This is a genomic window from Pseudomonas sp. A014 (assembly GCF_052378495.1).
Lineage (GTDB): Bacteria > Pseudomonadota > Gammaproteobacteria > Pseudomonadales > Pseudomonadaceae > Aquipseudomonas > Aquipseudomonas machongensis.
Genome location: NZ_CP199001.1, coordinates 535,769 through 557,766, shown reverse-complemented (window position 1 = coordinate 557,766; position 21,998 = coordinate 535,769). Strand labels below are relative to the sequence as shown.

Here is a 21,998-nt window from a genome sequence, read left to right as displayed (position 1 = left end):
CGCTCATCCTTCTTTTCGTCCGGGGTTGTGTGGCGTCTTGTCGTCGGTCACGTCCCGGTACCACAGCTCATGATGTTTGCGTGCCCAGGCGCGGCTGACCCAGCCGTGCAGCATGGCGCCTACCGAGCCCTTGATCCAGATCCCGGCATAGATGTGCACGATGATGCTCAGCACCAGCACGAACGCCGCCAGGGCGTGCAGCAAGGTGGCCAGGCGAATCGCGCCGATGTCGAAGTACTGGCTGAACCAGGCGCGCCAGATCACCACGCCACTGACCAGCAGGATCAGCATGCACACGAGCAAGGTCCAGAACAGCAGCTTCTGCCCGGCGTTGTACTTGCCGATCGGCGGCACGCCTTCTTCCTCGTTGCGCATCACCCGATCCACACGGCGCAGCCACAGGCGGTCGTTGGCGGTGATGAAGTTGGCCCGCCAGAAGCGGATCACCAGCCCCAGGAAGAACACGAACATCGCCACCCCGAGGAAGGGATGCAGGATGCGTGTCCAGGGGCCGCCACCGAACAGGTTGCTGAGCCAGAACAGTGCCGGATGGAACAGCGCCAGCCCCGACAGCCCGGCCATGAAGAACAGGATCGCGACGATCCAGTGGTTGGTCCGCTCGTTGGCGTTGTAGCGCAGGATAGGCTTGTTGTCGTTCATGGCCGCTGCTCCCCTTGCCCGCCGGGCTTGCCCGGGTCATAGACATGCACTGCCGGATCCACCTGGTGCACGCTGGTATCGGTCGGAGCGGGATGCTCGTCCTCCTCGACCCGCTGCGGCCCGACCCGCACATAGTGGAAGAACCCGGCCAGGACCGCCGCGCCCATGGCCAGCAGCGCCAGCGGTTTGCTGATGCCCTTCCACAACCCTACCAGCGGGCTGATCACCGGTTGGTCCGGCAGGCCTGCATACAGCCTGGGTGTATCGGCGTGGTGCAGCACGTACATCACGTGGGTGCCACCGACACCGTCCGGGTCGTACAGGCCGGCGTTCTCGTAGCCGCGCGACTTGAGGTCGACGATGCGCTCGTCGGCATGCACCTTCATCTCGTCCTTGCTGCCGAAGACGATCGCCCCGGTCGGGCAGGTCTTCACGCAGGCCGGCTCCAGGCCCACGGCCACGCGGTCGGAACACAGGCTGCACTTGTAGGCCTTGTGGTCTTTCTGCGAGATTCGCGGGATGTTGAACGGGCAGCCGGTGATGCAATAACCGCAACCGATGCAGTGGTCCTGGTTGAAGTCGACGATGCCGTTGGCGTGCTTGATGATCGCGCCGGGGCTCGGGCAGGCCTTGAGGCAGCCAGGGTCGGCACAGTGCATGCAGCCGTCCTTGCGGATCAGCCACTCCAGGTTTCCGTCGTCGCGCTCGTGCTCGGTAAAGCGCATCAGGGTCCAGGTGTCGGCGGTGAGGTCCTGCGGGTTGTCGTAGGTGCCGTGGTTGTGGCCGACCTCGTCGCGCAGCTCGTTCCACTCCGAGCACGCCACCTGGCAGGCCTTGCAGCCGATGCACTTGGTGGTGTCGATCAGCTTGGCGACCTGCTCCTGCTGGCGTACCGAAGGCGGTACGGTCGTGGTGGCCGAGCGGGCGATGATATCTTGCTGGGCCATCAGATTTTCTCCACGTTGACGAGGAACGACTTGGACTCCGGCGTCTGGGTATTGCCATCACCGAGGAACGGCACCAGCGTGTTGGTCAGGTAGCCATGCCGGGTCGAACCGGTGAAGCCCCAGTGCAGCGGGATGCCGATCCGGTGCACGGTCTGGTTATTGACCTGCAGCGGACGGATCCGCTTGGTCACCACCGCTACCGCCTCGATATGCCCACGCTTGCTCGACACCCGCACCCGATCTCCCGCCTTGATGCCCTTCTCGCCGGCCAGCACTTCACCGATCTCGACGAACTGCTCGGGCTGGATGATCGCGTTCAGGCGGCAGTGCTTGCTCCAGAAGTGGAAGTGCTCGGTCAGCCGGTAGGTGGTCGCTGCGTAGGGGAACTCCTCGTGCTTGCCGAGGGTGTCCCATACCGAATCGAAGATCCGGCCTGCCGGGTTGCTGGTGGCCTTCTTGTTGTTCGGGTGCAGCGGGTTGATCCCGATCGGTGTCTCGAACGGCTCGTAGTGCTCGGGGAACGGCCCCTCGGCCATCTTGTCGATGGCGAAGAAGCGCGCCACACCTTCGGGGTTCATGATGAACGGATTCATCCCCGCTTCAGGCGGCGAGTCGACCTTGAAGTCGGGCACGTCAGTGCCGCCCCAGGCCTTGCCGTTCCACCACACCAGGCGTTTCTTGTGCGGGTCCCACGGGTTGCCCTGCGGGTCGCTGGAGGCGCGGTTGTAGAGGATGCGGCGGTTGGCCGGCCAGGCCCAGGCCCAGTTCTGTACCTGGTGCATGCCGTAAGGGTCGCTGTTGTCGCGCCGGGCCATCTGGTTGCCTTGCTCGGTCCAGCAGCCGGCGAAGATCCAGCAGCCGGATGCTGTGCTGCCGTCATCTTTCAACTGACCGAAGCCCGACAACTGCTGACCGCCCTTGATGGCCAGACCACTGGCGTCGGTCATGTCGCTCACCGCCCAGCCGTTCATCTCCTTGGCGAGCTCTTCGGGGGAAGGCTCCTCGGGGATCTTGTACGGCCAGCTGATGTTGAGCATCGGGTCGGGGTAAGCGCCGCCTTCTGACTTGTAGCGCTCACGCAGGCGCAGGAACAGCTCGCTCATGATCTGCACGTCGGTGCGCGTCTCGCCGGGGCCGTCCGCGCCCTTCCAGTGCCACTGCAGCCAGCGGCTGCTGTTGACCAGCGAGCCGTCCTCCTCGGCAAAGCAGGTGGTGGGCAGGCGAATCACCTCGGTCTGGATATTGGCCGTATCGACATCGTTGTACGGCCCGGCGTTGCGCCAGAACTCGGATGTCTCGGTGGCCAGCGGGTCCATGATCACCAGCCACTTGAGCTTGCCCAGCGCCGCAGTGACGCGGTTCTTGTCCGGCAGCGCGGCGATCGGGTTGAAACCCTGGCACATGTAGCCGTTGACCTTGCCCTGGCTCATCATCTCGAACATGCGCAGCACGTCGTAGGCCGCCACATCGAGCTTGGGCAGCCAGTCGTAGCCCCAGTTGTTCTCGGCGGTGGCGTTGGCGCCATACCAGGCCTTCATCAGGCTGACATGGAACTTGCCATAGTTCTGCCAATACGAGAGCTGGCCCGGACGCAGCGGCTTGGAGGCGCGCTTGTCGATGAACGCGGCGTAGTCCTGCTCGGCATCGCCGGCCAGCGTCAGGTACCCCGGCAGCGAGTTCGACAGCAGCCCCAGGTCGGTCAGGCCCTGGATGTTGGAATGCCCGCGCAGGGCGTTGACCCCACCGCCGGGCATGCCGACGTTGCCCAGCAGCAGCTGGACCATCGCCGCACTGCGGATGATCTGCGCCCCGATCGAATGCTGGGTCCAGCCCAAGGCGTAGAGGATCGTCATGGTCTTGCCCGGCACGGCGCAGGTGGCGATCTCTTTCCAGACCTTCATCATCTGGTCCTGCGGCATGCCGCAGGTCATGCTGGCGATTTCCGGCGTGTAGCGGCTGTAGTGCTGCTTCATCAACTGGAACACGCAGCGCGGGTGCTGCAGCGTCGGGTCGACCTTGGCGAAGCCGTCCTCGCCCAGCTCGTAGCCCCAGCCGGACTTGTCGGCATAGATTCGCTTGGCCGCGTCATAGCCGCTGAACAGGCCGTCTTCGAAGCCATAGTTCTCTTTGACGATGAACGACACGTCGGTGTAGTTGCGCACGTATTCGTGCTGGATCTGGTCGGTCGTCAACAGATAGTTGATAAGCCCGCCCATGAAGGCGATGTCGCTGCCGGTGCGAATCGGCGCGTAGTAGTCGGCCACCGAAGCGGTCCGGGTGAAACGCGGATCGACCACGATCAGGCGCGCTTTGTTGTGCGCCTTGGCCTCGGTCACCCATTTGAACCCGCAGGGGTGGGCCTCGGCTGCGTTGCCGCCCATGACCAGCACCAGGTTTGCGTTGGCGATGTCAGACCAGTGATTGGTCATCGCGCCACGGCCGTACGTCGGGGCAAGACTTGCCACCGTCGGGCCGTGTCAGACACGCGCCTGGTTGTCGAACCCCAGCATGCCGAGTGAACGGATGACTTTATGAGTCAGGTAGCCTGCTTCGCTGGACGCTGCCGACGCCGCGAGGAAGCCCGTGCTCAGCCAGCGGTTGACCGTCTGGCCCTGGGCGTTCTTCTCGATGAAGTTGGCATCGCGGTCCTGCTTCATCAGCGTGGCGACGCGGTCGAGCGCCTCGTCCCAGCTGACCCGCACCCATTCCTGGCTGCCCGGCTTGCGCATCTCGGGGTATTGCAGGCGGCTGGGGCTGTGGATGAAGTCGAGCAGCCCGGCACCTTTGGGGCACAGGGTGCCGCGGTTGACCGGATGATCGGCGTCGCCTTCGATGTGGATGATGTTCTGTTTGACGTTCTTGCCCGCATCGCCCTGGCTGTACAGGATCAGGCCGCAGCCGACCGAGCAGTAGGGGCAGGTGTTGCGGGTTTCTTTGGTGTGCGCCAGCTTGAAGTGGCGCACCTGCTCGGCGAACGCGGCTGTCGGGGCCATGCCCAACGCCGCGAGGCTCGAGCCTCCAAGGCCGACGGCGGCGACCTTGAAGAATTGCCGACGGTTCAGGTCCATCGTGCACTCCTGATCAGGTTTGGACGCACGGGACATTGCCGGCGCCTCTCGACTTCACGGTGGCGGTAGACAGATACCGCCAGCGTTAAGCCTAGACAAGATTCCGAGAAGTGCTATGACAAGGGTCAATGGATGCCGCCAAGGCATCTCGGTTTCCTGTAGGAGCGGGCTCGTCCCGCGATGGCGGCGGTGTGGCCAGCATCGCATCGCGGAGCAAGCCCGCTCTACGAAAAAGCCCCGGACGGTCCGGGGCTTTTTCAGTTCATCCGCTTGACCTCACCCGCGCATGACGCGCCAGGCCGGCACATCATCGTTGGGCTTGTAGGTCAGATCGCTCTTGTCGGTCTTCTCCACCCCGATCGCCTTGAGCCAGGTGTCCAGGTCACCCGTGCTGATCTTGCCGTCACGGCGATCGTTCTTGGCCAGGTTGTCGAGCTGATCGAAGAAGCCCTGGTTGTCGAGCAGGAAGCGCGCGGCCTTCTTCTCGGCGTCGCTGCCGTCGCCATCGGCGATCTTTTCCAGATCCTTTCTGCTGACGATGTCATCCTTGCCGTTCCAGTCGTCCCAACGGTCGCGGATGGTGTCGATGATGTCCTTGTGCTCATCGAAGAAACCGCGGCCGTAGCCATCCTCGTGGGCACCGACGATCTTGAGCCAGGTGTTTAGATCGTCGGTGCTCACCTTGCCATCCTGGCCACCCTTGCCCCACTGGGTATCGAGCTGATCGAAGAAGCCCTCGTGCTCGAGCAGGAATCGCGCCGCCGCTTTTTCCTGCTCGCTGCCGCCGCCCTCGGCGATCTTGTTCAGATCCTTCCGGCTGACGATGTCGTCCTTGCCGTTCCAGGCATCCCAATATTCGCGGATGTCGTGGATCACTTCACGGTTGTCCTGGTAGAACGCCTTGTCGTAGGTGTTCAGGTGCTTGTCGTCGTCCAGGCGGTTGACCGACGAGCCGCCCTCCTGCGGCGTCTCCCTGAAGTGATCCCACTCGTCCTTCTGATAATCGAAGATGCTCTGCCCGTCCGGCGCATCGCGACCGTCGTATTCGTAGAAGCTGTAGCGGGCATATTCGAGCTTGTCGCCCCAGTCATCCTGGGTCAGGCCGATATCGGCGAGGTCCTTGAACCACTGACCTTCCTTGTCCGTGGCCTTCTGGCGCTTCTCGTGGTCGACGAAGATACCGATGATACCGGTGATCAGCCCAAGCCCGGCAGTCACCAGGAACAGCGGTCCGGTCACACCCGCCAGGGCGCCGATGTTGGCGACCAGACCAACCGTGCCGATCACCCCGGCACCGAAACCTGCCGCCCCACTGACCACCTGCAGCGCACCGTTGGCCTTGCCCAGGGCGCTGCCACTCTTGATGGCGTCCTTGATCGCCAGGCCGCCGACAACGATGTCGGCAATGCTCAGCAGGTCCGGGGCCACGCCCAGCACCTTGGTCAGCGAGCCACCGATCTTCGCCGCAACGCCCGGCTTGACGGGTGGCTTGTCGGTGGTCGTGAGTGCGTCCTGGACGGTGCGGGTATCGATCACGCTCGGGGTAGACGGGGTGTTGCGGATGGACTCGTTGATCGGCTCAAGCGCGTCATCGATGACATCGGCCGGTGGCGGGGTGCGGTTATCCAACTCGTACATCTCGTTGATGGATTCGCGATCCAGCTCGAAAGTGTCCGGGTGCGGAAGCTCCCCGCTACCCACCGAGGCACCACTGCCACGGTAGTTCTCGGGATCATTCCAGATCTGGTCGAAGGACCGGCGGCTCGGCGGCGTAAGATTGCGTGACTCGAAATACTCCACGACCCCTTCGTAGATCGAGGTGACGGTGTCGGAGGAGCTGATCGAGGGTGTGCGATGAGCCGAGTCCTGGACGCGCTCGGTGAACTCGAACACCGAATCGTCATCCGGCAGATCGCCCAAGCCATTGGCCGCACGGCGCTCGCTGATGCTGTCTCTGATGATCTCGTCGGTCAGTTCCAACCCCTGGTCCTGCGCCAGCTGCGACAGGGTCTGGTAGCGCGAGTAATCCGTAGGCGGCGTTCCGCCTGCGCGGGTGACGATGTCATCGAGCAATTCGCGGCTGCCGTTGTCCTCCAGCGAGCCGAGCCCCGAAGCTTCCCCGGACAGCCTGACCTCATCCAGCACGTCACCGCCGCCGCTGTTGTGCAGCGAGCCCAGCTCGATAAGGCTGCCGACCCGATCCGCCGCAGGATCCGGCACTCCGGAAATACCTTTGTCGTGCAGGGATTTCTCGATTTTCTTGCCGAGCGAGCTTTCTTTGCCCCAGATTTCCGGCAGGGTCTTGCTCAGCCCCAGCAACTTGGCGGTGTCGGTACCGGTCAACAGGTCGAAGACCTTGGTCTTTTCGAACTGCGCGCCAGCCCCGAGGAAGCCGATGAAGTCGCGGGCGATGGCCAGACGCTCCAGCGGCTCGTCTGCCAACTGGCCGTTCTTCGCCGACAGCGCATAGATAGCACCGCCCAACGAGCCGAACGCCGAAACGCTGCCCAGTACGCCGTACTTGTTGAGCGTCCCTATCGCCTTGGTGAAGTCGTTGCTGCTGACATCCAGCGGCTTGTACTTGCCGGTGAGCTCTTCGTTGAACTTGTCCTGGGTAATCTCACCACTGTTCAGGCGCTCGGTGAGCTTGTTGAAGTCGTCGAGCTTGGTCTTGTCGTTGAGCAGCTCGTTGTAGAACTTCTCGATGCTGTCTGCGACCCGACGCGGAATGTCGGCCGACTTGAGGATCGTCTTGACCAGCGCGCCGAAGTCTTTGTAGGCCAACTCCTTGTATTCATCGGGAATCGCTCCCGGATCACCGAGCAGGGTGTCGATCTCGGCGACGATGCTGTTTTGCTGCAGCTGGGCCTCGGCCTTGCGCGCGCGCTCAGGGTCGAGCATCTCGAGGCTTGAGGTGAGGCCGGCGACTTCGGCCTTGGCCTCGGACTCCATGCCGTTCTTCTTCAGATCGGCCAGGTATTTGACGTAGTCGGGGCTGGTCAGGGTGTCGTAGAGCTGGTCGGCCAGCTTGTCTTTGTCTTCGCCACTGACCTTCTTGATCGCTTCATCGAGTTCGGCCTGGTACTCCTTGCCGATCTTGTCCTTTTCGCCGTTGCCGTTGGTGAACAGCTCATTGAGCAACTTGTCCACGGAATTGCCATCGAGGATGTCCTGCATGTCCTCCTTGCTCAGGGTTTCCCCGTCACCGAACTGCCGCCAGGTTTCGCCGCCGCGCGGATCCTCGATGTAAGGCGTGATGCTGTGCCCGCCCTCCATGGTCGCCTTGGCCTCGATGGCCTTGACCAGTTTGTAGACGTCGCTGTCCTTGTCCACCTTGCCGTCGTCGACCAGCTTCTTGTACTTGTCGAGCAGGTTCTTGGTGGCCAGCTCGACCACCGACATCGACTCCTTGTCGTCCTTGTCGGCCTTTTCACCGGTCTTCTTGTTGAGCAGGTCCAGACTGTCGAGGTCGGGCAGGTCGTATTTGTCGCGCAGATCCTGGATCGAGCCCTCGCTCTTGTTGTAGTCGCTGCGCTTGGAGGCCACGCGATCGTACATTTCCTTGTTCTCGAACTCGGAGACGACGTATTTCTTGCCGTCCTTGGTCTCGAACTGGATCACGCCATTGCCGAACTCGTCCGGCCAGCCGAAGGTGGAAATATCGTGGTCGGCGACGTAGGTATCGGCGCCAGCGACTTCGCGGCCATCGTCGGCGCGCTTTTCCAGGGTGTAGCGCGACAGGGCCATGGGTTGCAACGAAGCGAAGAGCTCGGGTGTCAGGGCTTTCGACACCGTCACGGTTTCGCCGTCCTTGGTGGTGTAGGTGATGACCTCGGCTTTTTCCAGATCGCCCTTCCACTCGAACTGATCGTAGTCGCCCCACTTCTTCAATTCGGTATTGCGGTCGGCGATGGCATGATCGTCCTTCATCGCAGCGACCACCTGGGCCTTTTGCCCAGGCGATTTGTTCAGCTCGAAGAGATTGGCCAGGAACTTGTAGAGCTCGGGGTTTACCGAGCGCTCGACCACCACACCCTTGCCATCCAGCTCGTAGCGAATCTTGCCATCCAGTGCCGGCTCGACCTCGGTCTTGTCCACCGGCGGCCACTTCTCGTTGTCGGTGGCGGTACGGTCGTCGTTCGCTTTTGCATTCACCTTGGCGTTGAGCACGACCCCATCGAATCGCTTGCCGTCGGTTTCGGATCTTTCGCTGGAGCTCGGGTTCAGTGGTTTCACGTTCACGGTGCGGTCCTCGCGTGGCGGTAGCGTTTGGCCAAGCCCTTTCGCAGATGCTTTCACGTTGTGCATCCGTGATCGGGAGCTGTCCATCGTTAGCCCATGTGGCGTGAATTGCTGTGAAACGCTGAGAATCGATGTGAACGATGGGGAAATTGAAACATTTGTCGTTTTGGCGATGACGCGTCCTGGCTCTCGCCTGTCCTGTGAAGAGGTAATAAAAAACCCGATGAATCAAAGACTCATCGGGTTTTTTATTACCGGGCTAGCCGATGCAACAGACGTATCAGAACGGAATATCGTCATCGAAGCTGTCGAAGTCAGCGGCAGGCTGCGGAGCCTGCTGTTGCGGCGCTGGGCGCTGTTGCGCCTGCTGCGGACGCGGCGCCTGCTGGCGTGGCGCCTGGTTGTACTGTTGCTGCTGGCCACCGCCCTGGTTGTAGTTGCCGCCGCCCTGGTTGTACTGATCGCCGCCCTGGCCCTGCGGACGGCCGCCGAGCAGCTGCATGGTGCCCTGCATGTCGACGATGATCTCGGTGGTGTAGCGCTTGATGCCGTCCTTTTCCCACTCGCGGGTCTGCAGCTTGCCCTCGATGTAGCACTGCGAACCCTTGCGCAGGTACTCGCCGGCGATTTCGGCAACCTTGCCGAACAGCGAGACACGGTGCCATTCGGTGCGCTCGACCTTCTGCCCCGACTGCTTGTCGGTCCACTGCTCGCTGGTGGCCAGGCTCAGGTTGGTCACGGCGTTACCGTTGGGCAGGTAGCGGACTTCGGGATCCTGGCCGCAAGTACCAACCAGAATGACTTTGTTAACCCCACGGGCCATAACGTTCTCCTAGGCTTCGCACGCCGCCGAGGCTGGGTTCACCAGACGCTCGAGGGTCGCACGGTCCAAAATTTTCGTATCCAGTTTGATATAGATGGCGGCTTCTTCTGCCACCACCACGGCGTCGGTTACACCCGGCACAGCCATCAGGCGCTCGGTCAATCCAGCTTCGCGAACCGCCTCCGGTGTCAGCGGCATGCGCAGGCTGGTGACGTACGGCGGTTCATTCATGCCCAGGGCAGATACCAGCCAGATACCACACAGTACAGCACATCCCAGGAACACCATGCCCAGGCCACCGTGCTGGTACAACCAGCCACCGATGATTCCTCCCAGCGCGGCACCCAGGAACTGGCTCGTGGAGTAGACCCCCATGGCCGTTCCCTTGCCGCCGGCGGGCGACACCTTGCTGACCAGCGAAGGCAAGGATGCCTCCAGCAGGTTGAAGGCGGTAAAGAATATCACGGTGCCGGTCACCAGTCCTCGCAAGTCGTCAGCCCAGCGCCAGAAGAACACCTCGATCAGCAGCAGCACAGTGACCGCACCAACCAACACGCGTTTCATCTTGCGCTTCTTTTCGCCGTAGATGATGAACGGCACCATTGCAAAAAATGAGACGAGCAAGGCGGTCAGGTATACCCACCAGTGCTCTTCCTTGGGCAGGCCGCCACGCTCGACGAAGGCCAGCGGCAGGGCCACGAAGCTGGCCATGAGGATCGCATGGAGGATGAAAATGCTCAGGTCCAGGCGCAGAAGGTCCGGATTACGCAGGGTCGGGCCGAGCGCCTGGCGTGCGACACCCGATTCGCGGTGTTGCAGTGCGCTATGCGCGCTGGGCACGACGAAGGCGATCAGGGCGATACCGACGACGGCAAGTCCTGCGGTAGCGAGGAACAATCCCGACAAGCCAAAGGCACTTGTCAGCAGCGGCCCTATCACCATCGCCACTGCGAACGACAGGCCGATGCTCATGCCGATCATGGCCATGGCCTTGGTGCGATGCTGTTCGCGGGTGAGGTCGGAGAGCAAGGCCATGACCGCTGCGGAAATCGCCCCCGCGCCCTGCAGGATGCGTCCGGCGATCACGCCCCAGATCGAATCGGCTTGGGCCGCCAGTAAGCTGCCAAGGGCGAAGATCACCAGGCCCAGGTAGATTACCGGACGGCGCCCGATGCGGTCGGAAATCACCCCGAACGGGATCTGTAGCACGGCTTGCGTCAGGCCGTAGGCGCCAATGGCCAGGCCGATCAGCGCGGGCGTGGCACCGGCGAGGTCCATGCCATAGGTGGCCAGCACGGGCAGGACCATGAACATGCCCAGCATACGAAAGGCAAAGACCAAGGCAAGGCCGCCTGCGGCGCGGGTTTCGCTGCCACTCATGCGCTCGTTGTGGGTGTCGTGCATGGATAAACCTCGTGTGAACCGGCGGCGATTCTATCAGTCCGACGGCTAGACGGCATATACGCGACGCTTTGCCGCGTAGTGGCAGCGCGCCGTATACTTCTTTGTTTATGCCCGCCAAGCGAGGCCGTAGTGGACAAGATCCTGATCCGTGGGGCACGTACCCACAACCTGAAGAACATCGACCTGACCCTGCCCCGGGACAAACTGATCGTGATCACCGGTCTGTCCGGTTCCGGCAAGTCGTCACTGGCCTTCGACACACTCTACGCCGAAGGTCAGCGTCGCTACGTGGAGTCGCTGTCGGCCTATGCCCGGCAGTTCCTGTCGATGATGGAAAAGCCCGATGTCGACACCATCGAAGGCCTGTCACCGGCAATCTCCATCGAGCAGAAGTCGACCTCGCACAACCCGCGTTCGACCGTCGGCACCATCACCGAAATCTACGACTACCTGCGCCTGCTCTATGCCCGCGTCGGTACGCCACGCTGCCCGGACCACGACATTCCGCTGGAGGCGCAAACGATCAGCCAGATGGTCGACCTGGTGCTCGAGCAACCCGAAGGCAGCAAACTGATGCTGCTGGCACCCGTGGTGCGCGAGCGCAAGGGTGAGCACCTGGCGGTGTTCGATGAGCTGCGCGCCCAGGGCTTCGTTCGTGCGCGGGTCAACGGCAAGCTGTACGAACTCGACGAGTTGCCCAAGCTCGACAAGCAGAAGAAGCACAGCATCGATGTGGTGGTCGACCGCTTCAAGGTGCGCAACGACCTGCAGCAGCGCCTGGCCGAGTCCTTCGAGACCGCGCTGAAGCTGGCCGACGGTATCGCCCTGGTGGCGCAGATGGATGACGAAAGCGCCGAGGACATGATCTTCTCCGCGCGCTTCGCCTGCCCGGTCTGCGGTCATGCGATCAGCGAGCTCGAACCCAAGCTGTTCTCCTTCAACAACCCGGCTGGCGCCTGTCCGACCTGCGATGGCCTGGGCGTGAAGCAGTTCTTCGACACCAAGCGTCTGGTCAACAGCGAACTGACCCTGGCCGAAGGCGCGATCCGCGGCTGGGACCGGCGCAACGTCTACTACTTCCAGATGCTCGGCTCGCTGGCGGCGCATTACGGCTTCAGCCTCGACGAGCCGTTCGGCCAGCTCTCGGCCGATCACCAGAAGGTGATCCTGCAGGGCAGCGGCAAGCAAAGCGTCGACTTCAAGTACCTCAACGACCGCGGCGACATCGTCAAGCGCTCGCACCCGTTCGAAGGCATCGTGCCGAACCTGGAACGCCGCTACCGCGAGACCGAATCGGCGACCGTGCGCGAGGAGCTGGCCAAGTTCCTTGGCACCCAGCCGTGCCCGGACTGCCGTGGCACCCGCCTGCGTCGCGAAGCGCGCCATGTATGGGTGGGCGAAAAAACCCTGCCGGCAGTCACCAACCTGCCGATCGGCGATGCCAGCGAGTACTTCGCCGCCCTGACGCTCAGCGGTCGACGCGGAGAAATTGCAGCGAAGATCCTCAAGGAGATCTGCGAGCGCCTGCAGTTCCTGGTCAACGTCGGCCTGGACTACCTCACCCTCGACCGCAGCGCCGAAACCCTTTCGGGTGGCGAGGCCCAGCGAATCCGCCTGGCCAGCCAGATTGGCGCCGGCCTGGTGGGGGTGATGTACATCCTCGACGAGCCGTCGATCGGCCTGCACCAGCGTGACAACGACCGTCTGCTCGCCACGCTCAACCACCTGCGCGACCTGGGCAATACGGTGATCGTGGTGGAGCACGACGAGGACGCCATTCGCCTGGCCGACTATGTCGTCGACATCGGCCCGGGCGCCGGGGTGCATGGCGGGCAGATCGTCGCCGAAGGCTCACCACAGGAAGTCATGGCGCACCCCGACTCGGTGACTGGCATGTACCTGTCCGGTCGCAAGAAGATCGCCGTGCCGGCCAAACGCACGCCACGCAACAAGAAGCTGTCGCTCAAGCTCAAGGGGGCACGCGGCAATAACCTGCAGAACGTCGACCTGGAAGTGCCGATCGGCCTGCTGACCTGCGTCACCGGTGTGTCCGGCTCGGGCAAGTCAACACTGATCAACAACACCCTGTTCCCTCTCGCAGCCACTGCGCTCAATGGTGCCAGCAGCCTGGAAGCGGCAGCGCACACCAGCATGGATGGCCTGCAGCACCTGGACAAGGTGGTCGATATCGACCAGAGCCCGATCGGCCGCACACCGCGCTCGAACCCGGCCACCTACACCGGCATTTTCACGCCGATCCGCGAGCTGTTCGCTGGCGTGCCGGAGTCGCGTTCTCGGGGTTATGGCCCGGGGCGCTTCTCGTTCAACGTCAAGGGCGGGCGCTGCGAAGCGTGCCAGGGCGATGGCCTGATCAAGGTGGAAATGCACTTCCTGCCGGATATCTACGTGCCGTGTGATGTGTGCAAGAGCAAGCGCTATAACCGCGAGACGCTGGAGATCAAGTACAAGGGCAAGAATATCCACGAGGTTCTGGAAATGACCATCGAGGACGCACGCGAGTTCTTCGACGCGGTCCCGGCGTTGGCGCGCAAGCTGCAGACACTGATGGACGTGGGCCTTTCGTACATCAAGCTAGGACAGTCGGCTACGACGCTTTCAGGCGGTGAGGCGCAGCGGGTGAAGCTGTCGCGCGAGTTGTCCAAGCGCGACACCGGCAAGACCCTCTACATCCTCGACGAGCCGACCACCGGCCTGCACTTTGCCGACATCCAGCAGTTGCTGGACGTGCTGCATCGCCTGCGCGACCACGGCAACACCGTGGTGGTGATCGAGCACAACCTGGACGTGATCAAGACCGCCGACTGGCTGGTGGACCTGGGGCCGGAAGGTGGCTCCAAGGGCGGCCAGATCATTGCCAGCGGCACGCCCGAGGAACTGGCCAAGATGAAGCAGTCGTATACCGGGCATTACCTCAAGCCCCTGCTGGAACGCGACCGGGCCTGACGAAAAAAGCCCCTGGCATGCAAATGCCAGGGGCTTTTCTCTCTATGCGTGCCCACTGCAGGGACGTTACATCTGCGATTGCAGGTAATTCTGCAGCCCGATGGACTTGATCAGGCCCTGCTGCTTCTCCAGCCAGTAGGTGTGATCTTCCTCGGTGTCGGCCAGTTGCGCGCGCAGGATATCGCGGCTGATGTAGTCCTTGTGCGACTCGCACAACTCGATGCCTTTGCACAATGCGGCGCGGACCTTGTACTCCAGGCGCAGGTCGGCAGCGATCATGTCAGGCACGGTGGTGCCCACGTCGAGGTCATCCGGGCGCATGCGCGGGGTGCCTTCGAGCATGAGAATGCGGCGAATCAGGGCATCGGCGTGCTGCGCCTCTTCTTCCATCTCGTGGTTGATGCGTTCGTAGAGCTTGGCCAAGCCCCAGTCTTCGTACATGCGCGAGTGGATGAAGTATTGGTCGCGTGCCGCCAGTTCGCCCGTCAGCAACGTGTTGAGGTAATCGATTACGTCCGGGTGACCTTGCATCGCCCTGATTCTCCCTGAGTGAAAGCTTGATAAGGAGATAGTGTGAACCATGATTTCTTCAAGGTCACTGAAAAATGCGCAATTTGTGTGAAAAAAGCGGGCAAACCGTAGTGATTTTCATTGAAAAACCGCCCAAATGAGGGCGGTTCTCCTTATCACTTCGACTTAGGCCAGCTTGATGCCCAAGGCGTTTGCAATCCCCTCGCCGTAAGCAGGATCTGCCTTGAAGAAGTGCTGCAACTGACGCTGCACCACATCTTCGCTGACGCCTTGCAGGGTGCCGGCAATGTTGTTTATCAACAGGGCTTGCTGCTCGGCGTTCATCAAGCGGAACAGCGCACCCGCATGGCTGTAGTAGTCATTGTCCTCACGGTGGTCGTAACGATCCGCCGCACCATTGAGGGCCAACGCAGGCTCGGCATGACGAGGCGACTGCTTGGGCGCATCGGCATAGCTGTTCGGCTCGTAGTTCGGAGCGCTGCCGTAGCTGCCCATGGTCATCGCCCCATCGCGCTGATAGCTGTGCACCGGGCTACGTGGCGCATTCACCGGCAAATGCTGGTGATTGGTACCAATGCGGTAGCGGTGGGCATCAGCGTAGGCGAATACGCGCCCCTGCAGCATGCGATCCGGAGACAGGCCAACACCTGGCACCATGTTGCTCGGCCCGAACGCGGCCTGCTCGACTTCAGCGAAGTAGTTGAGCGGGTTGCGATTGAGTTCCAGCACACCTACCTCGATCAGTGGGTAGTCCTTCTGCGACCAGGTCTTGGTGACGTCAAAGGGGTTCTCGGCGCGATTGGCCGCTTCTTCTTCGCTCATCACCTGGATGCAGACGGTCCAGCGCGGGTAGTCGCCGCGATCGATCGCTTCGAACAGGTCACGTTGGGCGTAGTCTGGATCGGTACCCGCGATACGTGCCGCATCGGCCGGGGCCAGGTTCTTGATACCTTGCTGGGTCTTGAAGTGCCACTTGACCCAGGTCCGCCGGCCATCGGCGCTCAGCAGGCTATAGGTATGGCTGCCGAAACCGTGCATGTGGCGGTAGCCGTCCGGAATACCCCGATCAGAGAACAGGATGGTGACCTGGTGCAGCGCCTCGGGCGAATGTGACCAGAAGTCCCACATCATCTGGGCGTTCTTCAGATTGGTCTGTGGGTGACGCTTCTGGGTGTGGATAAAGTCCGGGAATTTCAGCGGATCGCGAATGAAGAACACGGGGGTGTTGTTGCCGACGATGTCCCAGTTACCTTCTTCGGTGTAGAACTTGACGGCAAAACCACGTGGGTCACGCTCGGTGTCAGCCGAACCACGTTCGCCTCCGACAGTGGAGAAACGCAGGAAGGTTTCGGTCTGCTTGCCGATGCTCTCGAACAGACGAGCGCTGGTGTATTGAGTGATGTCGCGAGTGACGGTGAAGGTGCCGTAAGCGCCCGACCCCTTGGCGTGTACGCGACGTTCAGGGATGTTCTCGCGATTGAAGTGGGCCAGCTTCTCGATCAGATGGAAGTCGTCGAGCAGTAGCGGGCCGCGTGGGCCTGCCGAACGGGAATTCTGGTTATCGGCTACAGGTGCACCGCTGGCGGTAGTAAGAATCTTGCTCATGGGCTCTCCTTATCGGTCTCGAAATGCCGGCTAATCGGCCTGAGAGCAAGTATGGGTGCGCAACATGACAAGATCTAATTTATAGATATGCTTATATCGATAGTTTTTTACAATTTATTAAGACACAAAAAACCGGGCACTAGGCCCGGTTTCTTGTAGCAGACAGAACGTCTTACTCGGCAGCTTCTACAGCACCACCGACCGGACGATCAACCAGCTCGACGTACGCCATAGGCGCGTTGTCGCCAGCGCGGAAACCGCACTTCAGGATGCGCAGGTAGCCGCCCTGACGGGTGGCGTAACGCTTGCCCAGGTCGTTGAACAGCTTGCCAACAGCGGATTTCGAACGGGTACGGTCGAAAGCCAGACGACGGTTGGCGACGCTATCTTCCTTGGCCAGGGTGATCAGCGGCTCGGCAACGCGGCGCAGTTCCTTGGCTTTCGGCAGGGTGGTTTTGATCAGCTCGTGCTCGATCAGCGACACTGCCATGTTCTGGAACATAGCCTTGCGGTGAGAGCTGGTACGGCTCAGGTGACGTCCACTTTTACGATGACGCATGATTCATTCCTTACCAAACACTACGTTCGGTGATTACGACGATCAGGCAGTCGCCTTGTCGTCTTTCTTAAGACTTGCAGGCGGCCAGTTGTCGAGGCGCATGCCGAGAGACAGACCACGGGAGGCCAGGACGTCCTTGATTTCGGTCAGGGACTTCTTGCCCAGGTTAGGAGTCTTCAACAGCTCTACTTCGGTACGCTGAATCAGGTCGCCGATGTAGTAGATGTTCTCCGCCTTGAGGCAGTTGGCCGAACGTACAGTCAGTTCCAGGTCGTCAACCGGGCGCAGCAGGATCGGATCGATCTCGTCTTCCTGCTCGACCACGACCGGCTCGCTGTCACCTTTGAGGTCGACGAACGCGGCCAGCTGCTGTTGCAGGATGGTCGCGGCCCGACGGATGGCCTCTTCAGGGTCCAGGGTGCCGTTGGTTTCCAGATCGATGACCAGCTTGTCCAGGTTGGTACGCTGTTCAACACGGGCGTTCTCGACCACGTAGGCGATACGACGCACCGGGCTGAACGAAGCGTCCAGCTGAAGACGGCCAATGCTGCGGCTTTCATCTTCGTCAGTCTGACGGGAATCGGCCGGCTCGTAACCGCGACCACGAGCTACGGTGAGCTTCATGTTCAGGGCGCCGTTGGACGCCAGGTTCGCGATTACGTGATCGGGATTGACGATCTCGACATCGTGATCCAGCTGAATATCGGCAGCGGTAACCACCCCCGAACCCTTTTTCGACAAGGTCAGCGTAACTTCGTCACGACCGTGCAGCTTGATCGCCAGGCCTTTGAGGTTCAACAGGATTTCAATGACGTCTTCCTGTACACCTTCGATCGCGGAGTACTCATGGAGTACGCCATCGATCTCGGCCTCGACTACTGCACAGCCAGGCATGGAGGACAACAGGATGCGACGCAGCGCGTTGCCCAGGGTATGGCCGAAACCACGCTCGAGAGGCTCGAGCGTGATCTTGGCGCGGGTTGGACTGACTACCTGCACGTCGATGTGACGGGGAGTCAGGAACTCATTTACCGAAATCTGCATGGATGCACCTATTTTCTAGCCCTTACTTGGAGTAGAGCTCGACAATCAGGTTTTCGTTGATGTCGGCGGACAGATCGCTGCGAGCAGGAACGTTCTTGAAAACGCCCGACTTTTTAGCAGAATCAACGTCTACCCACTCAACGCGGCCACGCTGGGCGCACAGTTCAAGGGCTTGAACAATGCGCAGCTGGTTCAGCGACTTCTCACGAACCGCGACCACGTCACCCGGACGAACTTGGTAGGATGGAATGTTTACGGTCTTGCCGTTAACGCTGATCGCTTTGTGCGAAACCAGCTGACGGGATTCGGAACGAGTCGAACCGAAGCCCATACGGTAAACGACGTTGTCCAGGCGGCATTCCAGCAGTTGCAGCAGGTTCTCACCAGTAGCGCCTTTTTTCGAGGCTGCGACTTGGTAGTAACCGCGGAACTGGCGCTCCAGGACACCGTAGATACGGCGGACTTTTTGTTTCTCGCGCAGCTGGGTACCGTAGTCGGACTGACGGCCACGGCGCTGGCCGTGTACACCTGGGGCTGCTTCGATGTTGCACTTCGATTCCAGAGCGCGAACACCGCTCTTCAGGAACAGGTCAGTGCCTTCACGGCGAGACAGTTTGCATTTTGGACCAATGTAACGTGCCATTTATCTGTCTCCTGATTACACGCGACGCTTCTTCGGCGGACGGCACCCGTTATGCGGGATTGGCGTCACGTCGGTGATGCTGGCGATCTTGTAGCCGCAGCTGTTCAGTGCACGAACGGCGGACTCACGACCTGGACCTGGACCCTTGACGTTCACGTCGAGGTTCTTCAGACCGTATTCCAGCGCAGCTTGACCAGCGCGCTCAGCAGCGATCTGAGCTGCGAACGGGGTGGATTTGCGCGAACCACGGAAACCCGAACCACCGGAAGTCGCCCAGGACAAAGCGTTGCCCTGACGGTCGGTGATGGTCACGATGGTGTTGTTGAAAGACGCATGGATGTGGGCGATGCCATCAACCACTGTCTTTTTGACTTTTTTACGAGGACGAGCAGCAGGTTTTGCCATGTCTATATTCCTGGGCGATTACTTGCGGATCGGCTTACGCGGGCCCTTACGGGTGCGTGCGTTGGTCTTGGTGCGCTGACCGCGAACCGGCAGACCTTTACGATGACGCAGGCCGCGGTAGCAACCCAGGTCCATCAAGCGCTTGATCTTCATGTTGATGTCACGGCGCAGGTCACCTTCGGTGGTGAACTTCGCGACTTCGCCACGCAGGGTTTCGATTTGCTCGTCGCTCAGATCCTTGATCTTAGCGGCTGGATTTACACCAGCGTCTGCACAGATTTTCTGTGCAGTTGTGCGACCGACACCATAGATGTAGGTCAGCGAGATAACAGCATGCTTGTTATCTGGAATGTTGACGCCTGCAATACGGGCCATTCAGTGGGACTCCAATTGACAGCTACCTACGCCCCGGAAGCCAAGAAATAGGGCGCGAGATAATATCGCTGTAGAAACGAATAATCAACCCAGCAGCACACTAGCTGCTGGGTTTGAAGCGCAGATCACACTCAGCCTTGGCGCTGCTTGTGACGCGGTTCCGCGCTGCAGATCACGCGCACGATACCTTCGCGACGAATGATCTTGCAGTTGCGGCACAGCTTTTTCACCGATGCACGAACTTTCATTACCGACTCCTCGAACCTTAGGGGTCTATCAGCGCAGCAGACCGCTGCCACCATAGCCTTTCAGGTTGGCTTTCTTCATCAGGGATTCGTACTGGTGCGAAACGAGGTGCGATTGTACTTGGGACATGAAGTCCATCACAACCACTACCACAATCAGCAACGAGGTCCCGCCAAGGTAGAACGGCACGTTTGCTGCCACCACCAGGAACTGGGGCAGAAGGCAGACGGCCATCATGTAAAGAGCACCGAACATGGTCAAACGAGTCAGAACGCCATCAATGTAGCGCGCCGACTGCTCACCAGGACGGATACCCGGAATAAAGGCACCGGACTTCTTCAGGTTTTCCGCTACGTCTTTCGGGTTGAACATCAACGCTGTGTAGAAGAAGCAGAAGAAGATGATCCCTGCACTAAACAGCAGAATGTTCAACGGCTGACCAGGAGCGATCGACTGCGAGATGTCCTGCAGCCAGCCCATACCCTCGGACTGACCGAACCAGGCACCCAGCGAAGCCGGGAACAGCAAGATGCTGCTCGCGAAAATGGCAGGAATGACGCCCGCCATGTTCACTTTCAGCGGCAAGTGGCTGGTCTGCGCAGCGAAGACCTTGCGGCCCTGCTGACGCTTGGCGTAGTGAACGGCGATACGACGCTGACCACGCTCAATGAACACCACGAAACCGATAATCGCTACTGCAAGCAAACCGATAGCGACCAGGGCGAAGATGTTGATATCGCCTGTGCGCGCAGACTCGAAAGACTGCCCGATTGCTCTCGGAAGACCGGCAACGATACCTGCGAAGATCAACATCGAGATACCGTTGCCCACACCGCGCTCGGTGATCTGCTCGCCGAGCCACATCATGAACATTGCGCCAGCCACGAAGGTGGAGACGGCAACGACATGGAAGCCCAGGCCAGCAGAAAACGCCACGCCCTGGTTGGCCAGGCCAATGGACATGCCAATGGCTTGAACCAGCGCCAGGATAACGGTGCCGTAGCGGGTGTACTGGCTGATCTTGCGACGGCCAGCTTCACCTTCCTTCTTCAACTGCTCCAGCTGAGGGCTGACTGCGGTCATGAGCTGCATGATGATCGATGCCGAGATGTACGGCATGATCCCCAGTGCAAAGATGCTCATGCGCTCCAGCGCACCACCGGAAAACATGTTGAACAAGCTAAGAATGGTCCCCTCATTCTGTCGAAACAGATCCGCCAGACGGTCTGGATTGATGCCAGGCACCGGGATATGTGCGCCGATCCGATAGACGATGATCGCCATGAACAGAAAGCGCAGACGAGCCCAGAGTTCCGACATCCCGCCCTTACCGAGCGAAGAGAGAGCACCTTGCTTAGCCATTTATTCCTCGAACTTGCCGCCAGCTGCTTCGATAGCCGCACGCGCACCTTTGGTGACGGCGATGCCCTTGATAGTGACTGCGCGAGTGACTTCGCCGGACAGCATGATTTTCACACGCTGTACATGCTGGCCAATCACGTTGGCGTCTTTCAGGGACTGTACGGAGATCACGTCGCCTTCCACCTTGGCCAGCTCGGACAGACGCACTTCGGCGCGATCCATGGCTTTCAGGGAAACGAAGCCGAACTTCGGCAGACGACGGTGCAGCGGCTGTTGACCGCCTTCGAAGCCCGGAGCGATGGTGCCACCGGAACGGGAGGTCTGACCTTTGTGACCACGGCCACCAGTCTTGCCCAAACCGCTACCGATACCACGACCCGGACGATGCTTCTCGCGACGGGAACCCGGCGCTGGACTCAGATCATTGAGTTTCATCGATTAACCCTCGACGCGCAGCATGTAGTAAGCCTTGTTGATCATCCCGCGATTCTCGGGAGTATCCTGGACTTCTACAGTGTGACCGATGCGACGCAGACCCAGGCCTTTAACGCACAGGATGTGGTTAGGCAGGCGGCCGGCGGTGCTCTTGATCAGCGTTACTTTTACGGTTGCCATGATCAGAAGATCTCCTCAACGCTCTTGCCGCGCTTGGCAGCAATGGATTCAGGAGATTGCATGGCTTTCAGACCCTTGAAGGTGGCATAAACCACGTTCACTGGGTTGGTCGAACCGTAGCACTTGGCCAGAACGTTCTGGACACCAGCAACTTCCAGGACAGCACGCATTGCGCCGCCGGCGATGATACCGGTACCTTCCGAAGCAGGCTGCATGTAAACCTTCGAGGCGCCGTGGGCAGCCTTGGTGGCGTACTGCAGGGTGGTGCCCTTCAGGTCAACCTGGATCATATTGCGACGGGCAGCTTCCATGGCTTTCTGGATCGCGGCAGGTACTTCGCGCGATTTGCCACGGCCGAAGCCGACGCGACCTTTGCCATCACCTACCACGGTCAGCGCGGTGAAGGTGAAGATACGGCCGCCTTTAACGGTTTTAGCAACGCGGTTAACTTGAACCAGCTTCTCGATGTAGCCTTCGTCGCGCTTTTGATCGTTATTTGCCATAA

Annotated in this window: 19 protein-coding genes; 1 reads left to right on the top strand and 18 read right to left on the bottom strand. The window is 60.7% G+C overall.

The features are described from left to right. Nucleotides 1–3: 3 nt before the first annotated feature. From ACTYOL_RS02645 to ACTYOL_RS02620, 6 genes are all read right to left on the bottom strand, one after another. On the bottom strand, nucleotides 4–660 hold the full coding sequence (locus tag ACTYOL_RS02645) for a formate dehydrogenase subunit gamma (protein WP_444757495.1): 657 nt from the start codon (nucleotides 658–660) through the stop codon (nucleotides 4–6). Further along, nucleotides 657–1,607, bottom strand: a complete 951-nt coding sequence (fdxH, locus tag ACTYOL_RS02640; RefSeq protein ID WP_054893573.1) for a formate dehydrogenase subunit beta — start codon at nucleotides 1,605–1,607, stop codon at nucleotides 657–659. The genes ACTYOL_RS02645 and fdxH overlap by 4 nt, the downstream gene beginning before the upstream one ends. After that, a complete protein-coding gene (gene fdnG, locus ACTYOL_RS02635; protein ID WP_444757494.1) occupies nucleotides 1,607–4,675 on the bottom strand; it encodes a formate dehydrogenase-N subunit alpha in 3,069 nt (1,022 codons plus the stop codon). The genes fdxH and fdnG overlap by 1 nt, the downstream gene beginning before the upstream one ends. Before the next feature lie 276 nt (nucleotides 4,676–4,951). After that, complete coding sequence (locus ACTYOL_RS02630) at nucleotides 4,952–8,917, bottom strand: hypothetical protein (RefSeq protein ID WP_444757493.1); 3,966 nt, start codon at nucleotides 8,915–8,917, stop codon at nucleotides 4,952–4,954. A gap of 280 nt (nucleotides 8,918–9,197) precedes the next feature. Beyond that, a complete protein-coding gene (locus tag ACTYOL_RS02625; RefSeq protein WP_054893569.1) occupies nucleotides 9,198–9,740 on the bottom strand; it encodes a single-stranded DNA-binding protein in 543 nt (180 codons plus the stop codon). A 9-nt stretch (nucleotides 9,741–9,749) separates the two neighbouring features. Beyond that, nucleotides 9,750–11,144 (bottom strand): MFS transporter, encoded by a 1,395-nt coding sequence (locus ACTYOL_RS02620; protein ID WP_063542485.1) that lies wholly within the window; start codon nucleotides 11,142–11,144, stop codon nucleotides 9,750–9,752. 129 nt (nucleotides 11,145–11,273) lie between these two features. On the opposite strand from ACTYOL_RS02620, the gene uvrA reads away from it, so the two are divergent. Next, on the top strand, nucleotides 11,274–14,108 hold the full coding sequence (gene uvrA / locus ACTYOL_RS02615; protein ID WP_178117591.1) for an excinuclease ABC subunit UvrA: 2,835 nt from the start codon (nucleotides 11,274–11,276) through the stop codon (nucleotides 14,106–14,108). A gap of 66 nt (nucleotides 14,109–14,174) precedes the next feature. Here the strand turns inward: uvrA and bfr are convergent, their stop codons facing one another. From bfr to rpsE, 12 genes are all read right to left on the bottom strand, one after another. Beyond that, nucleotides 14,175–14,639, bottom strand: coding sequence for a bacterioferritin (gene bfr / locus ACTYOL_RS02610; protein WP_197893135.1), 465 nt, complete (start codon nucleotides 14,637–14,639; stop codon nucleotides 14,175–14,177). 165 nt (nucleotides 14,640–14,804) lie between these two features. Continuing rightward, nucleotides 14,805–16,244 (bottom strand): catalase, encoded by a 1,440-nt coding sequence (locus ACTYOL_RS02605; protein ID WP_063542479.1) that lies wholly within the window; start codon nucleotides 16,242–16,244, stop codon nucleotides 14,805–14,807. Between the two features lie 172 nt (nucleotides 16,245–16,416). After that, on the bottom strand, nucleotides 16,417–16,803 hold the full coding sequence (gene rplQ, locus ACTYOL_RS02600; RefSeq protein ID WP_003255451.1) for a 50S ribosomal protein L17: 387 nt from the start codon (nucleotides 16,801–16,803) through the stop codon (nucleotides 16,417–16,419). A 42-nt stretch (nucleotides 16,804–16,845) separates the two neighbouring features. Then, complete coding sequence (locus ACTYOL_RS02595; protein WP_003255452.1) at nucleotides 16,846–17,847, bottom strand: DNA-directed RNA polymerase subunit alpha; 1,002 nt, start codon at nucleotides 17,845–17,847, stop codon at nucleotides 16,846–16,848. 22 nt (nucleotides 17,848–17,869) lie between these two features. Beyond that, a complete protein-coding gene (gene rpsD, locus ACTYOL_RS02590) occupies nucleotides 17,870–18,490 on the bottom strand; it encodes a 30S ribosomal protein S4 (protein WP_063542477.1) in 621 nt (206 codons plus the stop codon). Nucleotides 18,491–18,505: 15 nt separating this feature from the next. Then, a complete protein-coding gene (gene rpsK, locus ACTYOL_RS02585; RefSeq protein WP_003255454.1) occupies nucleotides 18,506–18,895 on the bottom strand; it encodes a 30S ribosomal protein S11 in 390 nt (129 codons plus the stop codon). 18 nt (nucleotides 18,896–18,913) lie between these two features. Beyond that, nucleotides 18,914–19,270: a 30S ribosomal protein S13 gene (gene rpsM / locus ACTYOL_RS02580; protein WP_003257112.1), complete on the bottom strand. Its 357-nt coding sequence runs from the start codon at nucleotides 19,268–19,270 to the stop codon at nucleotides 18,914–18,916. A gap of 131 nt (nucleotides 19,271–19,401) precedes the next feature. Then, nucleotides 19,402–19,518, bottom strand: coding sequence for a 50S ribosomal protein L36 (gene rpmJ, locus ACTYOL_RS02575; protein ID WP_011531897.1), 117 nt, complete (start codon nucleotides 19,516–19,518; stop codon nucleotides 19,402–19,404). 28 nt (nucleotides 19,519–19,546) lie between these two features. Beyond that, on the bottom strand, nucleotides 19,547–20,878 hold the full coding sequence (gene secY, locus ACTYOL_RS02570) for a preprotein translocase subunit SecY (RefSeq protein ID WP_003255459.1): 1,332 nt from the start codon (nucleotides 20,876–20,878) through the stop codon (nucleotides 19,547–19,549). After that, nucleotides 20,879–21,313 carry a 50S ribosomal protein L15 gene (rplO, locus tag ACTYOL_RS02565; protein ID WP_054893563.1) on the bottom strand — a complete coding sequence of 145 codons (435 nt, stop codon included), beginning with the start codon at nucleotides 21,311–21,313 and terminating at the stop codon, nucleotides 20,879–20,881. It abuts the gene before it with no gap. A 3-nt stretch (nucleotides 21,314–21,316) separates the two neighbouring features. Continuing rightward, nucleotides 21,317–21,493, bottom strand: coding sequence for a 50S ribosomal protein L30 (rpmD, locus tag ACTYOL_RS02560; protein ID WP_029614570.1), 177 nt, complete (start codon nucleotides 21,491–21,493; stop codon nucleotides 21,317–21,319). A gap of 2 nt (nucleotides 21,494–21,495) precedes the next feature. Beyond that, a complete protein-coding gene (gene rpsE / locus ACTYOL_RS02555) occupies nucleotides 21,496–21,996 on the bottom strand; it encodes a 30S ribosomal protein S5 (RefSeq protein WP_003255465.1) in 501 nt (166 codons plus the stop codon). Between the last annotated feature and the right edge of the window lie 2 nt (nucleotides 21,997–21,998).

What these genes read in the sequence shown, in the direction of transcription:
- ACTYOL_RS02645 (WP_444757495.1), bottom strand. Translation starts at nt 660, where the DNA reads ATGAACGACAACAAGCCTATCCTGCGCTACAACGCCAACGAGCGGACC.
- fdxH (WP_054893573.1), bottom strand. Translation starts at nt 1,607, where the DNA reads ATGGCCCAGCAAGATATCATCGCCCGCTCGGCCACCACGACCGTACCG.
- ACTYOL_RS02625 (WP_054893569.1), bottom strand. Translation starts at nt 9,740, where the DNA reads ATGGCCCGTGGGGTTAACAAAGTCATTCTGGTTGGTACTTGCGGCCAG.
- ACTYOL_RS02620 (WP_063542485.1), bottom strand. Translation starts at nt 11,144, where the DNA reads ATGCACGACACCCACAACGAGCGCATGAGTGGCAGCGAAACCCGCGCC.
- bfr (WP_197893135.1), bottom strand. Translation starts at nt 14,639, where the DNA reads ATGCAAGGTCACCCGGACGTAATCGATTACCTCAACACGTTGCTGACG.
- ACTYOL_RS02605 (WP_063542479.1), bottom strand. Translation starts at nt 16,244, where the DNA reads ATGAGCAAGATTCTTACTACCGCCAGCGGTGCACCTGTAGCCGATAAC.
- rplQ (WP_003255451.1), bottom strand. Translation starts at nt 16,803, where the DNA reads ATGCGTCATCGTAAAAGTGGACGTCACCTGAGCCGTACCAGCTCTCAC.
- ACTYOL_RS02595 (WP_003255452.1), bottom strand. Translation starts at nt 17,847, where the DNA reads ATGCAGATTTCGGTAAATGAGTTCCTGACTCCCCGTCACATCGACGTG.
- rpsD (WP_063542477.1), bottom strand. Translation starts at nt 18,490, where the DNA reads ATGGCACGTTACATTGGTCCAAAATGCAAACTGTCTCGCCGTGAAGGC.
- rpsK (WP_003255454.1), bottom strand. Translation starts at nt 18,895, where the DNA reads ATGGCAAAACCTGCTGCTCGTCCTCGTAAAAAAGTCAAAAAGACAGTG.
- rpsM (WP_003257112.1), bottom strand. Translation starts at nt 19,270, where the DNA reads ATGGCCCGTATTGCAGGCGTCAACATTCCAGATAACAAGCATGCTGTT.
- rpmJ (WP_011531897.1), bottom strand. Translation starts at nt 19,518, where the DNA reads ATGAAAGTTCGTGCATCGGTGAAAAAGCTGTGCCGCAACTGCAAGATC.
- secY (WP_003255459.1), bottom strand. Translation starts at nt 20,878, where the DNA reads ATGGCTAAGCAAGGTGCTCTCTCTTCGCTCGGTAAGGGCGGGATGTCG.
- rplO (WP_054893563.1), bottom strand. Translation starts at nt 21,313, where the DNA reads ATGAAACTCAATGATCTGAGTCCAGCGCCGGGTTCCCGTCGCGAGAAG.
- rpmD (WP_029614570.1), bottom strand. Translation starts at nt 21,493, where the DNA reads ATGGCAACCGTAAAAGTAACGCTGATCAAGAGCACCGCCGGCCGCCTG.
- rpsE (WP_003255465.1), bottom strand. Translation starts at nt 21,996, where the DNA reads ATGGCAAATAACGATCAAAAGCGCGACGAAGGCTACATCGAGAAGCTG.